We start from the raw sequence: 17,975 nt of genomic DNA on the forward strand, positions 1-17,975 counted from the left end.
GTCAGCGGCGGACGAGGCCGGTGAACGGGGCGTGCAGGTCGGCCGGGGTGGTGCGCCGCCGGACGAGATGAGCGGTGCGCTGGTGGCGCTGGCAGATGGTCAGGCCCGGCGCTCCCTCCGGAAGGCCGGCCTGGCACGCCTCTGGTGCGGGGATCTCGCCGGAGTCCGGCCGGGGCGCCGCGTGGTAGGCGGCGTGGAGGTGCTCGGCGGCCTGCCAGATGCGGGTGCGGGCGGTACGGAGCTGGTCGCCCTCGACCGCGACGAGCTGCCCGGTGCGACCGGTGTGGGCGTCGAGCAGCCCGTACAGCGCGACGAGGTGGGCGTGCAGGGCGTCCAGCTCGGCCCGGCTGGTGACCAGCGGGCCGCCCGGGATGTTGAGCGCCCGGTGGAAGTCGAGCGCGGCGGTGGCGAAGGGCACGAAGTCCTGCGCGGTCGGGCTGGCGGTGCGGGACATGAGGGTGCTCTTTCGAAGGGAAGGGTCAGGCAGCGAGCGCGAGCGGCAGGGCGGCGGCGGTGAACGCCTCGGCCTGCTGCCAGGTCAGCGGCCGGAGATCGAGCTGGGCGCCGACAGCGGCGGTCTCCACGACGGCGCAGGCGGTGCGCAGCTCGTCCTCGGTGTCGGCCGAGACGGTCAGCAGACCGGTCAGGGCGACATCGGCGTGCCCGGCGATGAGCTGGCGTTCGCGGGACTTGATGTCCTGGTACTCGATCGAGTCCGCCTCGGAGTCGACCTGGCCGCGCCGGGCCCGTTCGGCGGCGTCGGCGATCACGCTGGACTTCTTGCGCTGCACGTCGCGCAGGGCGGCGTCGAGGTTCCTCGGCTCGTAGGAGAGCGACAGCGTGCGCCGCACCCCGCCGGTGAACAGGAGCTGGTGCAGGAAGCCGGCGCTGGTCTCGGTGCGCGGCCAGTTCTCCACCCAGTAGGTGGCGTGCACGGCGGAGTCGGTGGCGATGTGGTCCGCCTTCTCGACGACCACGACGGGTCCGGCGGCGGCGGGCTCGGCCTCGGGGCGACCGGCCGTGGACCAGCGGTCGAGTGTCGCCAGCGCCTTCGGGTCATAGGAAGTGCGCACCACGGCGGCGATCTCGCGGGCGGTGAGCCAGCCCGTCGGGGTGAGACCGGCGGTCCGCGCCGCCTGGTCGAACGTGGAGGTGAGCTGGGCGAGGACGCTGAAGGCACCGGTGAGACCGCCGCCAGCCTGGTTGATCAGCCGACGGGCCGCCTTGGTGTCCAGGGACACCGCGACGTACGCCTCGTGCGGGGCGGCTGCGGGACCGGCGCTCTGGATCAGCTCGTTGTAGATCGCGCCGGCCATCGGGGTGTCGGGGCGGCCGTGCTCTTCCCAGTAGCGGCGCAGCGCGTCGCCGGAGTCGGGGATGGTGCGCTCGATCACCTGGATGCGGGCGATCTGCCCGGTACGGGCGAGAGCTGCCAGCGCGCGTCCCCAGCCGCCGACGTTGGCCTGCTGGGTGCCGGGGTCGAGCAGGGCGTAGGCGCAGGAGGAGACCTTGACCACCGCGGTCAGCGTCCCGGTGTGCGGGTTGTGGACGGCGCCGTACTTGCCGTCGGGAGCAGTGGTCACGCGCAGGCTGGCAGCGGTGCCGGGAAGGTGGAGCAGTCCCTCGCGGGTCGGCCGGCGAGAGGGCCGGGTGAGCCAGACGAGCTGGCCTCGCATCCGGCGCAGCGCGTACCGGACGACGATCGGGGCCCAGTCCGCCAGAGCACGGCCTCGGTGGCGGACGAAGACGAGCAGGGCGATCACGGCCCACAGCGGGATGAGCTGGAGGGCGCCGACCACACCGCGGGCGAGGATCACGGCGAGAAGGAGAAGGCCGGTGAGCCCGGCGACGACCAACTGCGGGACGGACAGGCCGAGCAGGACGCCGCGCCTGCTGCGGTGCGGGAACTTCACGGTGGGCGTGGAGGACTGGTGCTTGCCGGACATGGTGGTTCCAGACGGTGAGAGCGGGCGGAGGACGGGGCGCGCGGCGCTCTTCTGGACGTCATGGCGAAACCTTCCTGCTGGTGGGGGGCGGGGGCGGGCCGTGGAGTGCGGCCCGCCCCCGGGGATGTGGGTCAGGAACCCGACGGCGGCTGGGTGGGATACACCCAGTTCGTCGGCGTCGCGGAGCCGGTGGCCGACGGTCCGGACGCGGACGCCGGAGTGCCCGAGGCCGAAGGTCCGGGGTCGGCTGGCGGCATTGAGGTCATGTCGCCGCCCGGAGCCGATGCGGCTGCGAGGTGACCGGAGCCGCCCGCAACGCCTTGGGCAGCCGATTCGGACCCTTCCGGTTCGTCCTCGCCAGGACGTGTGATCAGCGGCGGGATCCCGGGGCGCTGGATTAGAGCCCGGCCCTTGTCGCCGCTCGCGTCCGGGTCTTCGCCGTACCGGAAGCGGGTCTGCTGCTGGGGCGGGCCGGCGTCGATGCCCTCCTTGCTGAGGCTGCCGCCGGAGGGGTTGATACCGGAGGCGACGCCGTCGGTCCCGGCACCGGGGACCTGGTTCGGGCCCTGCGGGGCAGGGGCGCCGGTGCCGGCCCGCAGCGCGAGGCTGCCCGCGGTCTTCGCCGCTCCGGCGGCGACCGCCATGCCGGCGACGCCGGTACGGTGCATGTCGTCGTGGCCGCCACCGTCGCTGGCCCAGTGGACGAACTTGTACGTCGCGTAAGGGCAGAGCAGCACCAGGACCATCACGACGATGCCGGCCATCGCATCGGACAGGGCCGCCATTCCGTCGCTGGCGTCGCTCTTGCCCATGGCGGAGACGCCGATGAGGAAGACGACGGTCATCAACAGTTTGGAGACGATCAGGGTGCCGGTGGCCTCGATCCAGCCGCGCCGCCACCGCTTGGCGACTTCCCAGCCGCCGCCGGCCCCGGCGAACACGGCGAGCGAGACCATGATCAGGACGCCGACCTTGCGGGCCACCATCACACCCCAGTAGAGGAAGGCACCGATCGCGCACCCGAAGGCCACCAGCGCGGGCACACCCCAGCCGAGGCCGTACATGGCCCCCATCTGATCAACCTTGATCACACGACGGATCGCGTCGTCGATCGAGGTGTTGGCGGCTTTGAAGAGGCCGTCGGACAGCGCGTCCACCACGGTGATGGCGACGGTCGTGAAAGCGATGGCGGAGAAGCTGAAGAGGACTCCGGTCATGGTGCCGAACGCCGCCTTGGCGAGGGCACGTTCGTCACGGCGCCAAGCCGCGGTCATGAGCTGGATGCAGAAGATGCCGACGGTCAGGGCGAGACCGATGGGCAGCAGCAGCTCATAGTTGTCGCGGAACCACCCGGCGTTGAGGTCGATGGCCGTCGTCTTGTTGACGGCCTTGGCGGCCAGGTCGGCCGCGCTGGACGCCAGCTCGCCCGCCGACTTCGCGATCCACGCGCCGAGACCGTCGGTGACGGTGCCGGCGGGGTTGGTGGCGAAGTCGACAGCGCCGCACACCTTGTCCATCAGCGGGAAGTCGCAGACTCCCATGGGTCGTACCTCCGTTCTGGGGCGAGGGTCAGGGCGCGACGGACGGCATGACGCCGACCAGGGCGCAGGAGCGGTTGGGCCGGCACTGGACCGCGAGGGTGGTGGACCGGCTCTCCGCGCCGCCGGCAGCCGAGCCGTTCCAGCGAATCGACTGCTTGCCGGAGACCGTGACGGCGTAGACGTACGCCTCGGTGATCGCCCCGGGGTCGTCCTGGAGGGCCTGGGTAAAGGCGTTCGGGAAGTGCCCCTCGTTGATCTTGGCGGTGGCGACCTGCTTGTTGGCCGCCATCTCCTTCCACAGCACGGCCGAGGGGACCGCCTTGTCGACGGAGGCCGGGTCGGCGTACTTCGACTCCGTGGTCAGCCAGCCGCGCAGCGCCTTGCGCAGCTCTGGCTGCGAGTACGCACGGGTGTCGTACGACCACAGCGCTGCGGCGGCGGCCTTCCCGTACGTGATCGGGTCGTGGGTTTTCGGCGGAACGGGCAGAGCGCGGGGCCGGGTGTGCGGCCCGGACGGCGCCGCGGTCGACGAGGATGCCGTGGGCGAACTCGGCGGTGGGGAAGCAGTATCGGAGGGGCTTCGGCCCTCGCGGGTGAGGTAGGCGGCCAGGCCGGAGAGGGCGACGAGCACCGCCAGGACGGCAGTGCCGAGCAGCGCCCGGCGGCGCACGCGAGATGCGCCGCCGGGGTGGGTGGAGTGCTGAGCCATCAGTGGACCTGCGTCCCGAGCGTCGAGAAGAACGCCACCACACCGTTGGCCGCACCGAGAAGAAGGGCCGCGCCCGCGCTGACCAGCACGCCCTTCTTCCCGTTCGCCTCGGCCTGGTGACCGCCCGAGTGATGACCCCAAGCCCACACGCCGGCGCTGACGGCGAGGGCGCCGACCACGGCGACGAGCCCGAAGAGGTTGATCGAGCCCATCACCTGCTTCAGGACGTCGAGGCCCGGCAGCCCGCCTTCGTTCGGCTTGATGCCGGGGTCGTAGGCGAGCTGAATGACCTGGTCAGCGAGATACATAGAGAACTCCAGTTCGATTGCGCGCACACCAGAGCCCGGAAGGGCGAAGCAGCGGTGGGAGAAGAGGTGAGGAGGGGGAGCGCCGGTCAGACGACTCGGCGGGCGGCGAGAATCCGCGATTTCCAGGACGCGACGGTCGTGATCCGCACCACGTCACCGGTGTGCGGGGCGTGGACGATCAGGCCCTGCCCGATCGCCATCCCGACGTGTTCCGGTACGGCGGCCGTCCCCTCGGTGAAGAGGAGGTCGCCCGGCTTGAGGGCATCGACCGAGACGGCCTTGCCGTCCTTGACTTGCGTGTACGTGGTCCGCGTCAGGGTGACCCCGGCGGCCTTGTACGCGCCCTGTATCAGGGAAGAGCAGTCGCAGCGGCCCATCGGGTTCTTGCCGTGGGAGTCGGTGCAGGTGCCGCCCCACTGATACGGGGTGCCGAGCTGGCCGAGCGCCCACCGGATCGCCGTCTGCACCTTCGGCGGCGTGGAGGCGGGGATCTTGTACTCGTCCGGCAGAGCGCCGGCCGGGATGGTGCCGAAGTCCGTCCCGTCGCCGTCCGCCGAGCAGCCGCCCGCGGAATCTGGAGAGGGGCTGCCGGTGTCGGCAGAGCCGGACGGCGACGGGCTCGGCGATGCACCGTCGGCCTTCTGCAGCAGGGGCTCGATGGCCTTCTGCAGGGCGGTGGCCAGCGGCTCCCATTTGGCGTACGCCTCGGGGAAGCCCGACTTCTGCACCGCCTGGGCGGCCTGGGCGACAGAGAGGGACTGCCAGCCGGAGACCTTCTTGAGCCCCTCGTAGAACTTCGTCGAGGCGTGCACCGGGTCAAGGATCTGGCTGGCCGAGCCCCAGCCCATCGACGGCCGCTGCTGGAAGAGACCCAGCGAATCGCGGTCGCCGTAGGTCAGGTTCCGCAGGCCGCTCTCCTGCAGCGCGGTCGCCAGGGCGACGACCTGCCCTCGGGCGGGGATGTTCATCGCGACGCCCGTGGCCTGGATCGTTTTGGCGTTGGGCACCTGGTCGGCAGGCGCGTCCAGGCCCGGCACGGAGACCGAGCCCTTGTCGCCGCCGTCCAGGATGGCCTTCACTTGCTTGGCGACGGCGGAGGCGTCCACACCCTGTGCACCGTCGGTCGAGCACGAAGCCGAGGCGGTCCCGGCACCGATGCCAAGGATCGGCAGTGCCAGCAGGAGTGGTCCGGTGGCGCACAGACCGACGAGGGCTCCCGTCGTCTTCTTCACGACCGCCGCCGTTCAGCGCGACGGCGGCGCGGACCAGACGACGGAGGTGGGTCGGGGCGCGGGTGTGTCAGGGCATGCTGCATCGCAGCGGCTCCTCGGTGTTCGAAGGAGACGCGGTGCCGACTTCTCGTGCAAAGCCGTCGGCACCGCGCCGATGTGCATCCGCCTCTCGGCGGGCCAACGTCAGAGGAGTTGGTAGCTCCCGGACGCCGGTTTCAGGTCACGCGCGGCAGCCAGCCGCGCTCGTAATCTCAGGGCGGTGCACAGGGGCCTCCTCACGGCGCTCGCGGGCAGATGGGCAACATGCCTCCGACGCTGCTCGATTGGACGAGACGGCACGGATAAGCACAGCTCAACGGGGGTGGAGCAGTGCTCCTTGCCGGTGGCACGGCGAGACAGTAGACCGGGATTCCGGCCGCACCAAACGACTGCCGTCCCGGGTCCGAAGCGGGGAGCCGCCTCGTTAGGTGTGGCCGGAATTCGCCGTTAACCTCCGCTGCAACCTCGCGCCGGATGCACGCCGTTGAGCGCTGTCCGGAGCGGGTCCAGACTCCGCCGCACCCGAAGAGAGGCACTCCCATGAGCTACACGCTGCACCGAGGCGATGCCCTGACCGTCCTGAAGTCCCTCCCGGACGAGAGCGTCCAGGCGGTGATCACCGATCCGCCGTACAACTCCGGAGGCCGCACCAGCTCCGACCGCACCGGCCGCACCGCGCGCGCCAAGTACGTCACCAGCAACAGTGCCCACGACCTTGCCAACTTTCCCGGCGAGAACCGCGACCAGCGCTCCTACCGCTCCTGGCTGACCGAACTGCTCACCGAGGCGTACCGGGCCTCGACCGAGCACGCGGTCGCCATGGTCTTCACCGACTGGCGCCAGGAGCCGACCACCTCCGACGCCCTGCAGATGGCCGGGTGGACCTGGAGCGGCACCATCCCGTGGATCAAGCCGTCCAGCCGGCCCCGCAAGGGCGGACCGAAGCAGGACTCCGAGTTCATCATCTGGGGCGTCAAGGGCTCCCTCGACAACACCCGCGACCTCTACCTGCCCGGCCACTACATCGCCTCCCAGCCCCGCAAGGGCCGGGTCCACATCACCCAGAAGCCCGTCGAGATCATGCAGCAGCTCGTCCAGATCTGCCCCGAGGGCGGCACCGTGCTCGACCCCTTCACCGGGAGCGGCTCCACGGGGGTCGCGGCCCTGCGCGAAGGACGCCGCTTCGTGGGCGTCGAGCTGTCCGCGCACTACGCCGACGTCGCCGAGGAGCGGCTGCGGGCCGAACTGACGAAGGACGACTTCGAGCTGGCTGGACCGGAGGCATGACATGAGAGCGGAGAGCCCGGGGCCGGCGGCCCACAGACGCAAAAGGGGCGACTGGTGCATCGACTAACCGATGCACCAGCCGCCCCTCCTGTTACGTCAGGCTGCCTCGAACGCCCGCCGGATCAGCGGCGCCGCCTTCTCCAGGTCGGCCGCCGAGACGACGCGGACCTCCAGGTCGCCCGTCCCGAGGTGTCCGATGCCGCGCATGTCCCGGGTGAAGCCTTCCTCCAGCTCGACCGTGTCCGGGTCGAGTCTGAGGTACACCAGGATCGCCTCGTGCTTCGGACGGAAGATCACCGACGCCACGTTTACCAACCGCCGGTAGGCGATGTAGTGCCGCAGCGACGCCACCTCCACCTCGCCCCATGCCGTGAGCGCCTCGTCCAGTTCCGTGTACAGGTCCCGAAGACACTTGGGAACGAGGCCGACACTCGTCGGCGAAGGAGCCACCAGTGCCGCCGGCGCGCTGTCGACCGCCGCGCCCCGCTCCCGGTTCCGCCGAGACGAAGCGACGGTCGGTGAGCCGGGCGAGGAGTCGACGAGCAGCAGGCTCAGCAGGCCACCCTCGAAGACGCGGTAGCGCACAAGGTCGATCCGCTCGGGCAACCGCTGCACGGCCACGCGGTCGTGGTGGGAGAAGCCGGCCGCGATGCAGACCATCCGCGGACGAGGCCAGTCGATCGCCTCGGCGGCCTCCGCGCCCAGCACCTTCCGCACGAGCGCCTCGAACTCGTGCTGCGCCGACTCCAGCCAGGACAGGTACGAGATTGCCTGCGACATCACCCCGCTGTCCGAGCCCTTCTTGAACTCGATCACCACCGGGCTGCCGTTCTCGTCCAACCCCAGAGTGTCGATCCGCCCTCGGTGCCACGGCCCGGTCGGGTACTCGGACGCGAGGAAGCGGATGCCAAGCATGGCCTCCATGCCGGCCTCAATCCGGCGCTGCAGCTCGACCTCCAACGCCACCGTCGAACCGTGTAGCTCGACGTCCCGGCCGGCGGCGTCGAGCCGAAACAGCTTCAGGTCGCTCACCAGCGGTCTCCCTATTGCGCGCGAATCAACTACAGGAGAATCCGTCAGGGAAGCGATCTATTCCTGCAGGCACGGAACCGGTGGCTGCCCCTGCCAGCGTCCCCTGGTAGGACGTCGGAGCCGATGCGTCCTTGATTCACCCGCTTGAGCAACGTCTCGCGGGACCCGATGCCCGAGGGCTGTCACTGGGCTGCCGTAGCCTGACTGGCATGCTGCTACGCCGCCCCCGCGCGGCCGAAAGGCGGCGGGGGGTGAGTTTGGCATGGCTCTGGGACACAGGAACATCGCCTGAGCGCTGCCAGCCACTGGGGTGGTCGTCGGACGATGGCTCTGCCTGCGATGCACCCTGCGGAAGGAGGCCGACGCGATGTGGGGTGGTTTGAATAGCCGTCAGCGTAGCTACCTGCTCGCCTGCTTTCGTGAGGACCAGGAAGCGGAGCGCCGAGCCAGGGCGGCTCGGTCCACCTATCAGGACCCAGGGCCGGCCTCCGCGTGGCGCAAGCTGCCGTTTTCGATCAAAGCCGAGCTTCCATTCGCGGACTACACCGTAATTCAGAGACGCCTCCGAGACGAGGGCTGCCTCGACGCCGGAGCCGGAGCCACCTTGCACGCTCTTGCCCGCAGAGGACTTCTGAAGATCACTGAGGACCGGATCGACGTTCCGGAGGTCGGTCTCGTTACCCGCATTCTGGTGGAACTGACCCGTGCGGGCCGGGCATGTGCACGTGCCGGACTAGGCATCGCCCCTGCGCGGCGCCGTCCCAAGTATCTGTTGTCGGAGTGGCTGTGGGGCAACCTGGTCAGGGTCGCCGCCGCCGGTTCGGACGGGCTGCCGGAGGACGTGATGGGAGGCAAGGCCAAGTACTACCTCGGTACCGACTACCGCCCCAACGGTAAACCGAGTCGGGGTTACATCGATTGTTTCGCCGTTCGTACCGAGAAGGGGCGAGGGACGTTCGTCCTGGAGTACCGGTGGCGGGTCACCGAGGCTGGAAGGCGACACATCCACGCGTACCGCGCCGCATATCAGACTGCGTATCCAAAAGTCCAGGTCGACGTCCCGGATTCGCTGTAACGACCCCGATCGCCGCTCGATTGTCAGACCCCTGGTCTATGTTGCCGAGCGTGATGTTCACTTCCATGACCGAGCCGATCAGTCATGACGTAATCCGGCAGATGGTGATGCGGGCGGCGGCCATGTCGGCCGAAGCCTTCACGAACACCGAGCAGGCTCCCGAAGGCCGCCTGCGTACTCTGATGGAGGGCCACGGGGAGGTTCTCGCCGCCCGTGGACCCGGCCAGCCGCTCCCCTTTGACACCTTCCTGCAGATGCTGACTGGCGAACTCGCCCTCCTCCTCCCCGACGGGGTGCCGCCGGAGGAGATGACCGGCATCCAACTCATCAATCACGACGGCCTGTTCGAAGAGGACCTGTTCGATCTGGACCATGAACAGAGGGAGGTCGCGCGAGCCGTCCACAAGGCGACCCGGGACGGGCGGTCCACCTCCCTCGCGGACCTCGAACAGGAGATGGATCAGGTCACCGTCTATGAGGGGTTACGGAAGCGAGGCACCCAAGAGGCATACGTCAAGGGCCGTTCCGATCTGTCTCGCCTGCCAGCCGGGACCGAGACGGAGGTGCGGCGGCTGAACCTCCCCAGCGTTGTCGGTCAGTTCTACCGACCCATCAGCTTCGCCGCGCTCTACAAGCAGTGGTGGTTCGCCTGCCCCGTGTGCCGCTGGCCGATGAAGGTCACCCAACACCGGTCCCGCAAGACGGTCACTGGCAGGGTCCGCTGCTTCTACCGGCCGCACGCGGAGCTGATGGGAGCCTCCTACACTTTCAAGATCCCCGATGCCGGGAAGCCGCCGTCGCTGATCCCGGGCGCCCCGCCCCCCGCCCCTGCTGGAGCGGCGTCCGTCCTGGCCCCCGACCTGCGAGGGCCCGTGCCGCAGCCGTTGCCGGCCGCCGGGTATCTCGCGCTGACGCGTGGACCGTGGCGTTACACCACCGTTCCTGGTCTCGTCGAGATCGCCTTGTATGACGCGCTGCGCTCACGCGGTTTCGCCGCCGCCCCGGAGCCCTACATGAGCCCTGGTGCCCTGGGCGTTGGGGCAGATTGTCCCGGCGCGGTCACCGTGTGGCCCTACCAGGATGCCTATGACCTGCACGTGGATGTGTGGCACCGCGACGACGAGACGGAGTCCTTCCTGCTCGACATCAAGGACTTCACCTCGGAGAAGCTGCTGGCGAAGAAGATCCAGGCTGACGGCGGCGACGCGGGTGGAGCGGAGTGGATTGTCGTCCCCGACCACCGTGAAGCCTCTCTTCCTCTGCTGCGCGGGGTGTGCGAGGAGTTCGGCCTGAACGTCGCCACCGCGGGTGACGTGGGCGAGAAGATCTGCAGGAGGGCGGGACTCCGATGGGCCTGACGAGCAAGCTCCGCAAGGACGACGCGGCGGTCTTCTGCGCGCTTGCCCTCGCCGCCCACTATTTCCCCGGTCCGCCCGACGAGCACGGGCAGCCCACCGCGAGGTTCAGACACGCCGCGTTCCTCCTGTCCGGCCAGTACGACAAGTGGTCGGCCTGGGCGAGCCTCCCGCACGAGGAGAAGCAACGCCTCGCGGACGTTCTCGTCAACGCTCCGGGTGAGTTCGCCAGCGCTCCGGCCTTCGCGCAGGCCGCCCGCAAACGACTGGCCACGCCTCCCGCCGGGCAGGCCCCCCAGTTCGTTCCAGTCGGTGAACCGGCCGTGACGGAAGCGGCCTCGCCCCGGGTCGGAGGCGCTCTCCTGGGCTATGTGGACCGCACCCTGGAACGGGTCCACAAGGATCACCCCCGCTCCAAGCCTGCGCCGCCCGCCGGAGCCGGGATGTGGATGACCCGCAAGCTCTACGCCGGGGGCATCGGGGAGATCCAGGGCCGCGCCGTTCTCCCCACGTTCGCGGGCAGCTCCGAAACTGACCCGTGCCAGAGCCCGCCGCAGGTGTATACCGCCGCCCACACACCGAACGTCGAGATCCCAACCAGCGGCCTTCTCGACCTCGCCCGACAGCTGGATCAGCGACTCAAGCCCGAAGGCCGGCACCTGCACCAGGTACTCAAGGCGCTCTTCGGCCAGCTCAACACCACGGACACGATCTCTCCGAAGGAGATGATCCGCCTCTGCGCCGGTGCCACCGAGGTCTTCAACGCCCCCACCGGTACCGGGAAGAGCGTCCTCGTCCGCGTCATGGCTTCGTGGTTCGCCATCAACAGGCTGACCCTCGCGATCGTCCTGCCCACCGTCGAGGCGACACTCGCGGCAGCTTGGGACATCAGCCAGGACCTCGCATACCTTGGCCACCACGAGACGTGCACGCCCCTGATGTCTCCCTACGGACTGCACGAGCGGGCCATGAAGGTCGCCTCCCGCATCGAGGGCTCGATCGCCGAGCAGCCGGCCAAGATCCGGTGGAAGATCAGCCAGCTCTCCTACGGCTGCTCGCTGAACCGCTTCACCGAGTCCACGCACCCCTACCCGGCTGGCTCGGAATCCTGCATGAGCCTCTACCCGCTGCCCCCAGCCAAGGGAACCCGACGCTGCCCGTTCGTGCCGGTCTGCGGGAAGTACCAGCAGCACCACAACGCCTGCACCGCCTCTGTTGTGGTAACCAACCACCACAACTTCATGATGGGCCGGATGCCCATCGGCATCGACCTCGACGGTCGGCCCACCGACGGCCTTAGCGTGGCCGAGTTCCTGCTGCGCCGGTGCCATGCCACCCTCATCGACGAGATCGACCAGTTCCAGTCCACGGCCATCGGGAAGTGCTCCAGTGAGCTGGTCCTGGACTCCCGCCTCGACAAGAAGATCCCGCTCCAGCAGCTCCACGACGAGCTGGGCAAACAGCCGCCCGCCACGGTCAAGGAACTCGTTCCGCCGGTCACCTACGCCCGATACCTCACCGAGTTCCTGCTGGCCGCCGTCTGCGAAGGCCAACTCCACCTGCGGCACTACGAGGGCGACGGCGGCCCCGTCGGTGACCGGGCGGGTATGAACAGCACCGGATGGCACATCTCCGGGGGCCGAGACCGCCGCCTGATCCACCTGCTATTCCCCGAATCAGGCATCACAAACGAACAGGAAATCCCGCAAGAGCTGTTCGACAAACTCAACTCGCTCAGGCCGCCCAAACCTGGCCAGGAGCCGCTCGCCGAGCCGTTCAGCACCGTGGAACTGGAAGACCACTTCCAGGAGGTCCGCGGTGTCCTCGGTGACCTTCTCGGCCACCGCGGTACCGATCTGCTCACCCACGCACAGCACCGCCTAGACGACATCCTCAGCGGCATCGTCAAGAACGAGCACGACCGCGCCGAGGCCATCGAACTGCTCATCGTCCGAACCTGGCTGTCCGAGCTGGACGACACCCTCAACGACCTCACGGGCAAGACGGCCCAGCTTCGCTCCAGCGGTCTGGCCTCGGCCCGCTCCCTCGCGGAACGCCTCGAACGAGGCGTCGGAGCCAACATCCTCCCGTTCGGCATGCTCGGCCGCGCCCTGTTCGGCTACCGCGTCACCGGCCTGGACGACCCGGCCAAGACCGGCGAGCTCACCTCCCAAAGCATCACCGGAGACCCACACACCTACACCGCCCAGCTGGGCAGCATCGTCTCCCTCGCTCTCGCCGGCGTGGAGCGGCCCGTCATGGGCCTGTCCGCGACCGCGTACTTCCCCCAAGCCGTCCGCGAGCACATCCACAGCACCGTGAAGTGGTGGATGACCGACGCCGCGCCGGACAGCATCCGCGCGAAGAAGCACACCATCACCGACTCTCTCAACAATCCCATCCAGATCTCCGGGCTCCCTCAGAACCTCAAGGCCGCCGCCCTCAAAGCACTCGGCGAGAGCCTCTATGACACCCGCATCTACCCCGAGCTCGAACGCTTGGAGAAGGAGGATAAGGACCGCGCGCATGCCGCCGTGGTGGTCAACTCCTACCTGCACTGCCGCTACATGGCCCTGGGTATCTACAACTCCGGTAACTACACCGGCGGCCTGTGCGTCGCCGTCCCACCGGACAAGGAACGCCGCAGCGACCTGCCTCCGCTGCCCGCCGGCATCGTCGAGCTGACACCCGAGGAGTTCGAGACCTTCCCCACCAAGGGAAAGATCCTCGTCGTCCCCATGGCACGCATCGCCCGCGGCCTGAACATCGTCATCGGCACCAAGTCAGCGATCACTCCCGTCTACCTGTGCACCCGTCCCCTGGCGCTCTTGAGCGATCCGCCAGAGATGTACGCCTCGGTCAACGCCGCCGGCCTCAACAGCCTGCCGAAGGAGCCCAGCGACGACCCCGTCGCCGCTCTCACAGCAGCACGCACCGAGGCCTGGAGACGCCTGAGCCTGATCATGCGCTCCGCGCCCGGCTTCGGGTCGACCCACAAGGTCCTTCAGGAGGAAATCGTCGCAGGCATGGTCGTGGACATGATCCAGCTCGCCGGACGAGCACGGCGCGGCGGAACGGACATGACCCTGCACCTCGTGGACTACGCCTTCCACCGCGACTCGTGGCAGGCCGACCTCGCCAGCATCCTCCAGCGGATGCACTTCAACTGGGACGAGGACGAACGCCGCCGCATGAGCGACATCTACCGCGAAGCCCTCGCCGCCTTCCTCGCCTACGCCGGAATCGACCTGGCCGCATGACCTCCGAAGGAGAACCCGTCCACATGTCCTCCCGCCCGCTCAAGGCGACCCAGCGTCTCGACCTCCTCGCCGTCCGGGTCACGCGCGGCCTCCTCTCAGGTGCCTCTGTCCACGTCCGCGACTGCGGCCCGGTCGGCGTAAAGCTGTGGAACGTCTTCGACAACGCCTACCGTCGACGGGCTGGGCGGAACGAGGTCCAGGCTCCGCACTCCGTGGTGACAACGGCCCTGCGCGCCCTTACTGGCGGGTACGTCTGGCTCGACGCCAAACAAGCCGTTTTGGCCAGTCGGGACCCCATCGACGACGACACGGTTCGCGACGTCTTTACCCTGCTGTACGGGCTGGCGACGGGCGAAGATATCGATGACATCGACCTGAACCAGCCTGTCAGCATCGCGGAGAAGTTCGCCTCCACCCCCCAGGAGCAGCGCGCGCTGGCCGACTATCTGCGGCCCTCGCCAAGCAGGCAGCCAGACGCCCCCAACTGGGTGTACGAGACGGTCGCCTGGGACCTCGCCCGCCGGGTCGCAGCCGAACCCTGGGCGATCGAAGACTTGTCCGTCCGGCTCCGCCCCGACACGGCAGGCGGCCTCGTTGCATGGAACGACCCGTGGCCGGACGAGACCGGAACCCGATTCGCCCTTCCACGAATCCGGATGCGGATGAAGACCGCGCCCAACGTGAAGGACCCCCTGATCCTTGTCTCCGCCTCGGCGACCCGCATCAGCCGCTCCATGGACTTCGCCCGCACCGTCCTCGCCGAACAAGACCGCGCCGACCGGCCGCTTGTCGAGGTGGAACTCGACGGCCGGGGACGCGTGCGCAACGTCAACAGGCTCGCCCTCCAGGCTCTCTCCCGACTCGGCATGGGCCGCTCGGTCCTCCACGAGGTCGACCAGCAAATCCAGGCCGACAGGCTGGTCCGCCAGCAAGCCCAGGAGAACGGTGAGGAGAGGCCCGCCCCTCAGCCACTGGGCACCGTGCGGCCCATCATGTCCAAGAACTTCTACTTCCCCGTCGGCTCCGGTGTCGGCATGGACTATTACCGGGGGCTGTACGACCACATCCATGCCACTCTCGGCGACGACTGCCAACCGCTGTACGGCTTCTTCGAAGGCGGCAACTTCAAGCAGGCCAAGAAGGACGAAGTCCTCATGGAGCCGCTGGACATCACCCGCTCCCTGGATGCCATGGGTCTCAATCACCTGCGCATCGTGTGCCTGTGGGTGACCGACGAAATCCGTCAGCGGATGATCAATGCACTTGCTCGCGCTTACGGACTCGACCCCGCCGGTCTCAACCCCGCCGAAGGCAAGAGCGTCACGCTGCACGGCACCCGGGTCAGCGTCGTCTTCCACCACGTTCCCGATTTCCTCGAGCACGGGCCCGCAGCCGGTCGGTCCACGCACACGGCCGGTTTGGTCTCCTTGAAGGCTGCGTCGGGAGAAATCGTCGGTGTGTGGGCGGAAACCGAGTACGGAGACGGGAAGAAGGGCTCCCCGCAGAGGCCGAAGGAGAGCGAAGACGCCAAGCACCAAACCCACCGCATCCTGGCCAAAATGGACCTGGTCGTCCAGTACATCGACAGGGCCGTCCAGACCGGCATCGACAAGTCCACTGGCATGGATCACCAGAGCCTGTCCTGCCTCATGGATCTCTACCGCAACCTCGGGTTCATCGACCGGCGGATCTCCCGTGTTCTGACCAAGCCTATCGGTGAGCTCTCGGCCGACGGCGTCGCTCACTGCGGCGTTCATGTCCGCAGGCAGTCACGCCGCCAGGGCGAGAGGGACGCCCGGATTTCCGTCTCCGCGAGCGTCCTCAAGCCCCCCACCGCGCCGGACGGTGCGTGGACGCTCCACGGATGGTCCTACACCGACCGCACCTGGAGGCCGTACCACCTGGCCGAAGCCGCCTTCCATGCCGCCGACTACCCGGCCGGGAAAATGACGGAGTTCATGGACAACTTCGCCGGCTACTCCAGTACCGCCAAAGTCATCGACCAGGCGCTGGAAGACCTCGCTGACTACCTGAGCGGAGTCCCGTACACGGTCACGGTGGACGGCGTGGCCTGCCGACGGTTGTGGAAGGGCCTGAACAACAGGACCCAGGGCCAGCCGCCCGAGCCCACCACCACCTGGCTCCCGGGCTCCACGATCGCCCCCAGGTACCGGCCGGTCGCCGTGATCCGTCTCAACACCACCGACGAGGAGGTCCCACGCCCGGTGCAGGTGACCATCACCGACGAGGACGACAGCGAGATTAAGAGCAAGGAACGCACCACGCAGGTCTTCCGGATCGACCCGGATCCGGACCTCGGAGAGCAGGGCACCTGGCTGCTGGTCAACACCACCCACCAGTTCGACGGCAACGGCGCCGGCAGACAGGGCTCGAAGAAGACCCGCTATGGCGCACTGCCGTGGAACAAGGGGAAGAACGAAATCAAGGCGAACTACTACGCCATGACCGCAACCGAAATCTTCCCGATCGCCGTGAACACAGACCACCGCCGAGAGCTGATGATGGTGACCGCCAGGCTCTGCCACCAGGCCCTCGCCTGGAAGCACCGCACACGCTACCCGATCCCCCTCCACGCAGCCCTTCAGATGGACAAGGACCACCCGCAGTACCGACGCACCATCCCTCCCGAGAGTCTTGACGACGAGATGGGCGGTGAGGACGAGTAGCCTCGTCACCTCTTCAAAGGGGCCTAATTTCGGACACGGAGCCGGGAAGATCGACTTTCTCCGGGGTGATCACTTTCTCCCGTGGGGACCGATCGGTAGGCTGTGGGCATAATTCGTCGGTGCCTCTACCTTCTGCTCCTTCTGCGGCGGGGCGAAGGCAGGCACCGAGCGCGGCTGTGCTGTTATTGCGGGAGTCAGGGGGTGTGCGGTGAGCAGCGCGCCTCTGCCGTCGCGTATAGGTCCGTACCTCGTCGAGCGTCGGCTCGGCGCGGGCGGGATGGGGGAGGTGTACCTCGCCTACTCGGTCGCGGGTGAACCGGTCGCCGTGAAGGTGATCCGGCCCGACCGCACGGATCCGCACACACGCGCCCGGTTCGAACGCGAGGCGGCAATCGCGCGCACGATCTCGGGTACGGGACGTGTGGCCCGTTTTATCGAGGCGGACCCGTTTGCCGAGCAGCCCTGGCTGGCCATGGACTATGTCCCCGGTCGCCCGCTTTCCGACGTCGTGCGAAACCAGGGTCCGCTGTCCGCGCCGCTCGTGGCGAGCCTCGGTGCGCTGCTTGCTGAGGGGCTTGCCGCCGTGCACTCCGCGGGCCTGGTACACCGTGACCTGAAGGCACAGAACGTCATTCTCGGTGATTTCGGCCCGGTGATCATTGACTTCGGCCTCGGTGCTTTCGTCGGAGCGTCCAAGGGGTCACTCACGCAGGCCGGCATGGTCATCGGCACTGTCCGCTGCATGCCGCCCGAGCAGGCCCTGGGCGAGATGGACGTGACGCAGGCCGCTGACGTGTACGGCTTGGGCACCGTACTTCTGTACGCGGCGACCGAGCACTACCCGTATGACGGCGCTCGGTGGGAGGCAGTTGCCGCGCAGGTGGTCAACCCCGAGATTGGACCCGATCTGTCTGGGCTGCCCGATGAGCTGGCCCCGATCGTGACGGGCATGCTGGCGCACAGGGCAGACGACCGTCCCTCCCTGGAGGAGGTGACCCGGCAGTGTGCCGACCTCATGCGCCAGCTGGGTACGAGCCCGGCTCGTGCACGGCGCGCTCTGATCCAGGAGACGACGGCGAAAGACCATCCCACGATGGTGCAGCCACAGCCTGATGGGCCGATGCTGGACCGGCTCGACTCACTTGAGAGGCTGCTGCGCGAAGAGTCGGCGTCCCCGGCGGAGAACATCCCTGCCCCGCCCCCCGGTGGTGGTGGATCCGGTCCGGACACTCCGGCCGAGAGCGACGTCGCGAGCTCGCCCCCGCCCGTGCTCGTGTCCGCGCAGGGGCCCGAGCCCGGGAGCGGAAGCCCGGCTGAGCCTGTACCGCAAAAGGGCCGTCCTCCCGCCTCCCGGCGGGTCGCCGAAGAGTTGCGTGAGCGCTACGCGGTGGGGCCGGCGCTCGCCTGGCTGAAGCGTTGAACCTCTCTTCCACCCTTCGTCGGCGAGGTCGGTCCGGCGCGGTACAGAGGGTGAGGGACGCCGACTCGTATTCGTCGGCATCCC

At 68.5% G+C, this 17,975-nt stretch carries 13 protein-coding genes; 6 read left to right on the forward strand and 7 right to left on the reverse strand.

Translation table 11 applies throughout. From position 1 onward, the window contains the following. Position 1: 1 nt before the first annotated feature. The 6 genes from ACFV6E_RS20290 to ACFV6E_RS20315 form a co-directional block, all read right to left on the reverse strand. On the reverse strand, positions 2-454 hold the full coding sequence (locus ACFV6E_RS20290; protein ID WP_151510112.1) for a DUF6238 family protein: 453 nt from the start codon (positions 452-454) through the stop codon (positions 2-4). Between the two features lie 25 nt (positions 455-479). Beyond that, the gene (locus ACFV6E_RS20295; protein ID WP_385463249.1) at positions 480-1,946 is read right to left on the reverse strand and encodes an SCO6880 family protein; all 1,467 of its coding nucleotides are present in this window, start codon (positions 1,944-1,946) and stop codon (positions 480-482) included. A gap of 131 nt (positions 1,947-2,077) precedes the next feature. Further along, positions 2,078-3,487, reverse strand: a complete 1,410-nt coding sequence (locus ACFV6E_RS20300) for an ATP-binding protein (RefSeq protein ID WP_385463252.1) — start codon at positions 3,485-3,487, stop codon at positions 2,078-2,080. Between the two features lie 28 nt (positions 3,488-3,515). Next, positions 3,516-4,196 (reverse strand): hypothetical protein, encoded by a 681-nt coding sequence (locus ACFV6E_RS20305; RefSeq protein WP_385463255.1) that lies wholly within the window; start codon positions 4,194-4,196, stop codon positions 3,516-3,518. Then, complete coding sequence (locus tag ACFV6E_RS20310; RefSeq protein WP_346158718.1) at positions 4,196-4,504, reverse strand: DUF6112 family protein; 309 nt, start codon at positions 4,502-4,504, stop codon at positions 4,196-4,198. The genes ACFV6E_RS20305 and ACFV6E_RS20310 overlap by 1 nt, the downstream gene beginning before the upstream one ends. Before the next feature lie 86 nt (positions 4,505-4,590). Next, complete coding sequence (locus ACFV6E_RS20315) at positions 4,591-5,736, reverse strand: C40 family peptidase (protein WP_385463258.1); 1,146 nt, start codon at positions 5,734-5,736, stop codon at positions 4,591-4,593. Between the two features lie 579 nt (positions 5,737-6,315). On the opposite strand from ACFV6E_RS20315, the gene ACFV6E_RS20320 reads away from it, so the two are divergent. Beyond that, the gene (locus tag ACFV6E_RS20320; protein WP_385463261.1) at positions 6,316-7,062 is read left to right on the forward strand and encodes a DNA-methyltransferase; all 747 of its coding nucleotides are present in this window, start codon (positions 6,316-6,318) and stop codon (positions 7,060-7,062) included. A gap of 96 nt (positions 7,063-7,158) precedes the next feature. Here the strand turns inward: ACFV6E_RS20320 and ACFV6E_RS20325 are convergent, their stop codons facing one another. Then, the gene (locus ACFV6E_RS20325) at positions 7,159-8,094 is read right to left on the reverse strand and encodes a DUF5655 domain-containing protein (RefSeq protein WP_385463264.1); all 936 of its coding nucleotides are present in this window, start codon (positions 8,092-8,094) and stop codon (positions 7,159-7,161) included. 367 nt (positions 8,095-8,461) lie between these two features. Here ACFV6E_RS20325 and ACFV6E_RS20330 point away from each other — a divergent pair, with 367 nt between their 5' ends. From ACFV6E_RS20330 to ACFV6E_RS20350, 5 genes are all read left to right on the forward strand, one after another. Further along, positions 8,462-9,169, forward strand: coding sequence for a hypothetical protein (locus ACFV6E_RS20330; protein ID WP_385463267.1), 708 nt, complete (start codon positions 8,462-8,464; stop codon positions 9,167-9,169). A gap of 65 nt (positions 9,170-9,234) precedes the next feature. Continuing rightward, entirely contained in the window at positions 9,235-10,527 is a 1,293-nt protein-coding gene (locus tag ACFV6E_RS20335) for a hypothetical protein (RefSeq protein WP_385463269.1), read from the forward strand. Next, on the forward strand, positions 10,518-13,784 hold the full coding sequence (locus ACFV6E_RS20340; RefSeq protein ID WP_385463272.1) for a hypothetical protein: 3,267 nt from the start codon (positions 10,518-10,520) through the stop codon (positions 13,782-13,784). Before ACFV6E_RS20335 ends, ACFV6E_RS20340 begins: the two co-directional genes overlap by 10 nt. A gap of 23 nt (positions 13,785-13,807) precedes the next feature. Then, positions 13,808-16,471 carry an RNaseH domain-containing protein gene (locus ACFV6E_RS20345; protein ID WP_385463275.1) on the forward strand — a complete coding sequence of 888 codons (2,664 nt, stop codon included), beginning with the start codon at positions 13,808-13,810 and terminating at the stop codon, positions 16,469-16,471. A gap of 208 nt (positions 16,472-16,679) precedes the next feature. Beyond that, positions 16,680-17,891 carry a serine/threonine-protein kinase gene (locus tag ACFV6E_RS20350; RefSeq protein ID WP_385463278.1) on the forward strand — a complete coding sequence of 404 codons (1,212 nt, stop codon included), beginning with the start codon at positions 16,680-16,682 and terminating at the stop codon, positions 17,889-17,891. Positions 17,892-17,975: the final 84 nt, after the last annotated feature.

This window comes from Streptomyces sp. NPDC059785, from assembly GCF_042732375.1.
In the GTDB taxonomy this organism is placed as follows: domain Bacteria; phylum Actinomycetota; class Actinomycetes; order Streptomycetales; family Streptomycetaceae; genus Streptomyces.

Bases quoted from the DNA above. Each gene is read 5' to 3' on its own strand.
- ACFV6E_RS20305 (WP_385463255.1), bottom strand. From the start codon at position 4,196: ATGGCTCAGCACTCCACCCACCCCGGCGGCGCATCTCGCGTGCGCCGC.
- ACFV6E_RS20300 (WP_385463252.1), bottom strand. From the start codon at position 3,487: ATGGGAGTCTGCGACTTCCCGCTGATGGACAAGGTGTGCGGCGCTGTC.
- ACFV6E_RS20320 (WP_385463261.1), top strand. From the start codon at position 6,316: ATGAGCTACACGCTGCACCGAGGCGATGCCCTGACCGTCCTGAAGTCC.
- ACFV6E_RS20310 (WP_346158718.1), bottom strand. From the start codon at position 4,504: ATGTATCTCGCTGACCAGGTCATTCAGCTCGCCTACGACCCCGGCATC.
- ACFV6E_RS20290 (WP_151510112.1), bottom strand. From the start codon at position 454: ATGTCCCGCACCGCCAGCCCGACCGCGCAGGACTTCGTGCCCTTCGCC.
- ACFV6E_RS20340 (WP_385463272.1), top strand. From the start codon at position 10,518: ATGGGCCTGACGAGCAAGCTCCGCAAGGACGACGCGGCGGTCTTCTGC.
- ACFV6E_RS20295 (WP_385463249.1), bottom strand. From the start codon at position 1,946: ATGTCCGGCAAGCACCAGTCCTCCACGCCCACCGTGAAGTTCCCGCAC.
- ACFV6E_RS20345 (WP_385463275.1), top strand. From the start codon at position 13,808: ATGTCCTCCCGCCCGCTCAAGGCGACCCAGCGTCTCGACCTCCTCGCC.
- ACFV6E_RS20335 (WP_385463269.1), top strand. From the start codon at position 9,235: ATGACCGAGCCGATCAGTCATGACGTAATCCGGCAGATGGTGATGCGG.
- ACFV6E_RS20330 (WP_385463267.1), top strand. From the start codon at position 8,462: ATGTGGGGTGGTTTGAATAGCCGTCAGCGTAGCTACCTGCTCGCCTGC.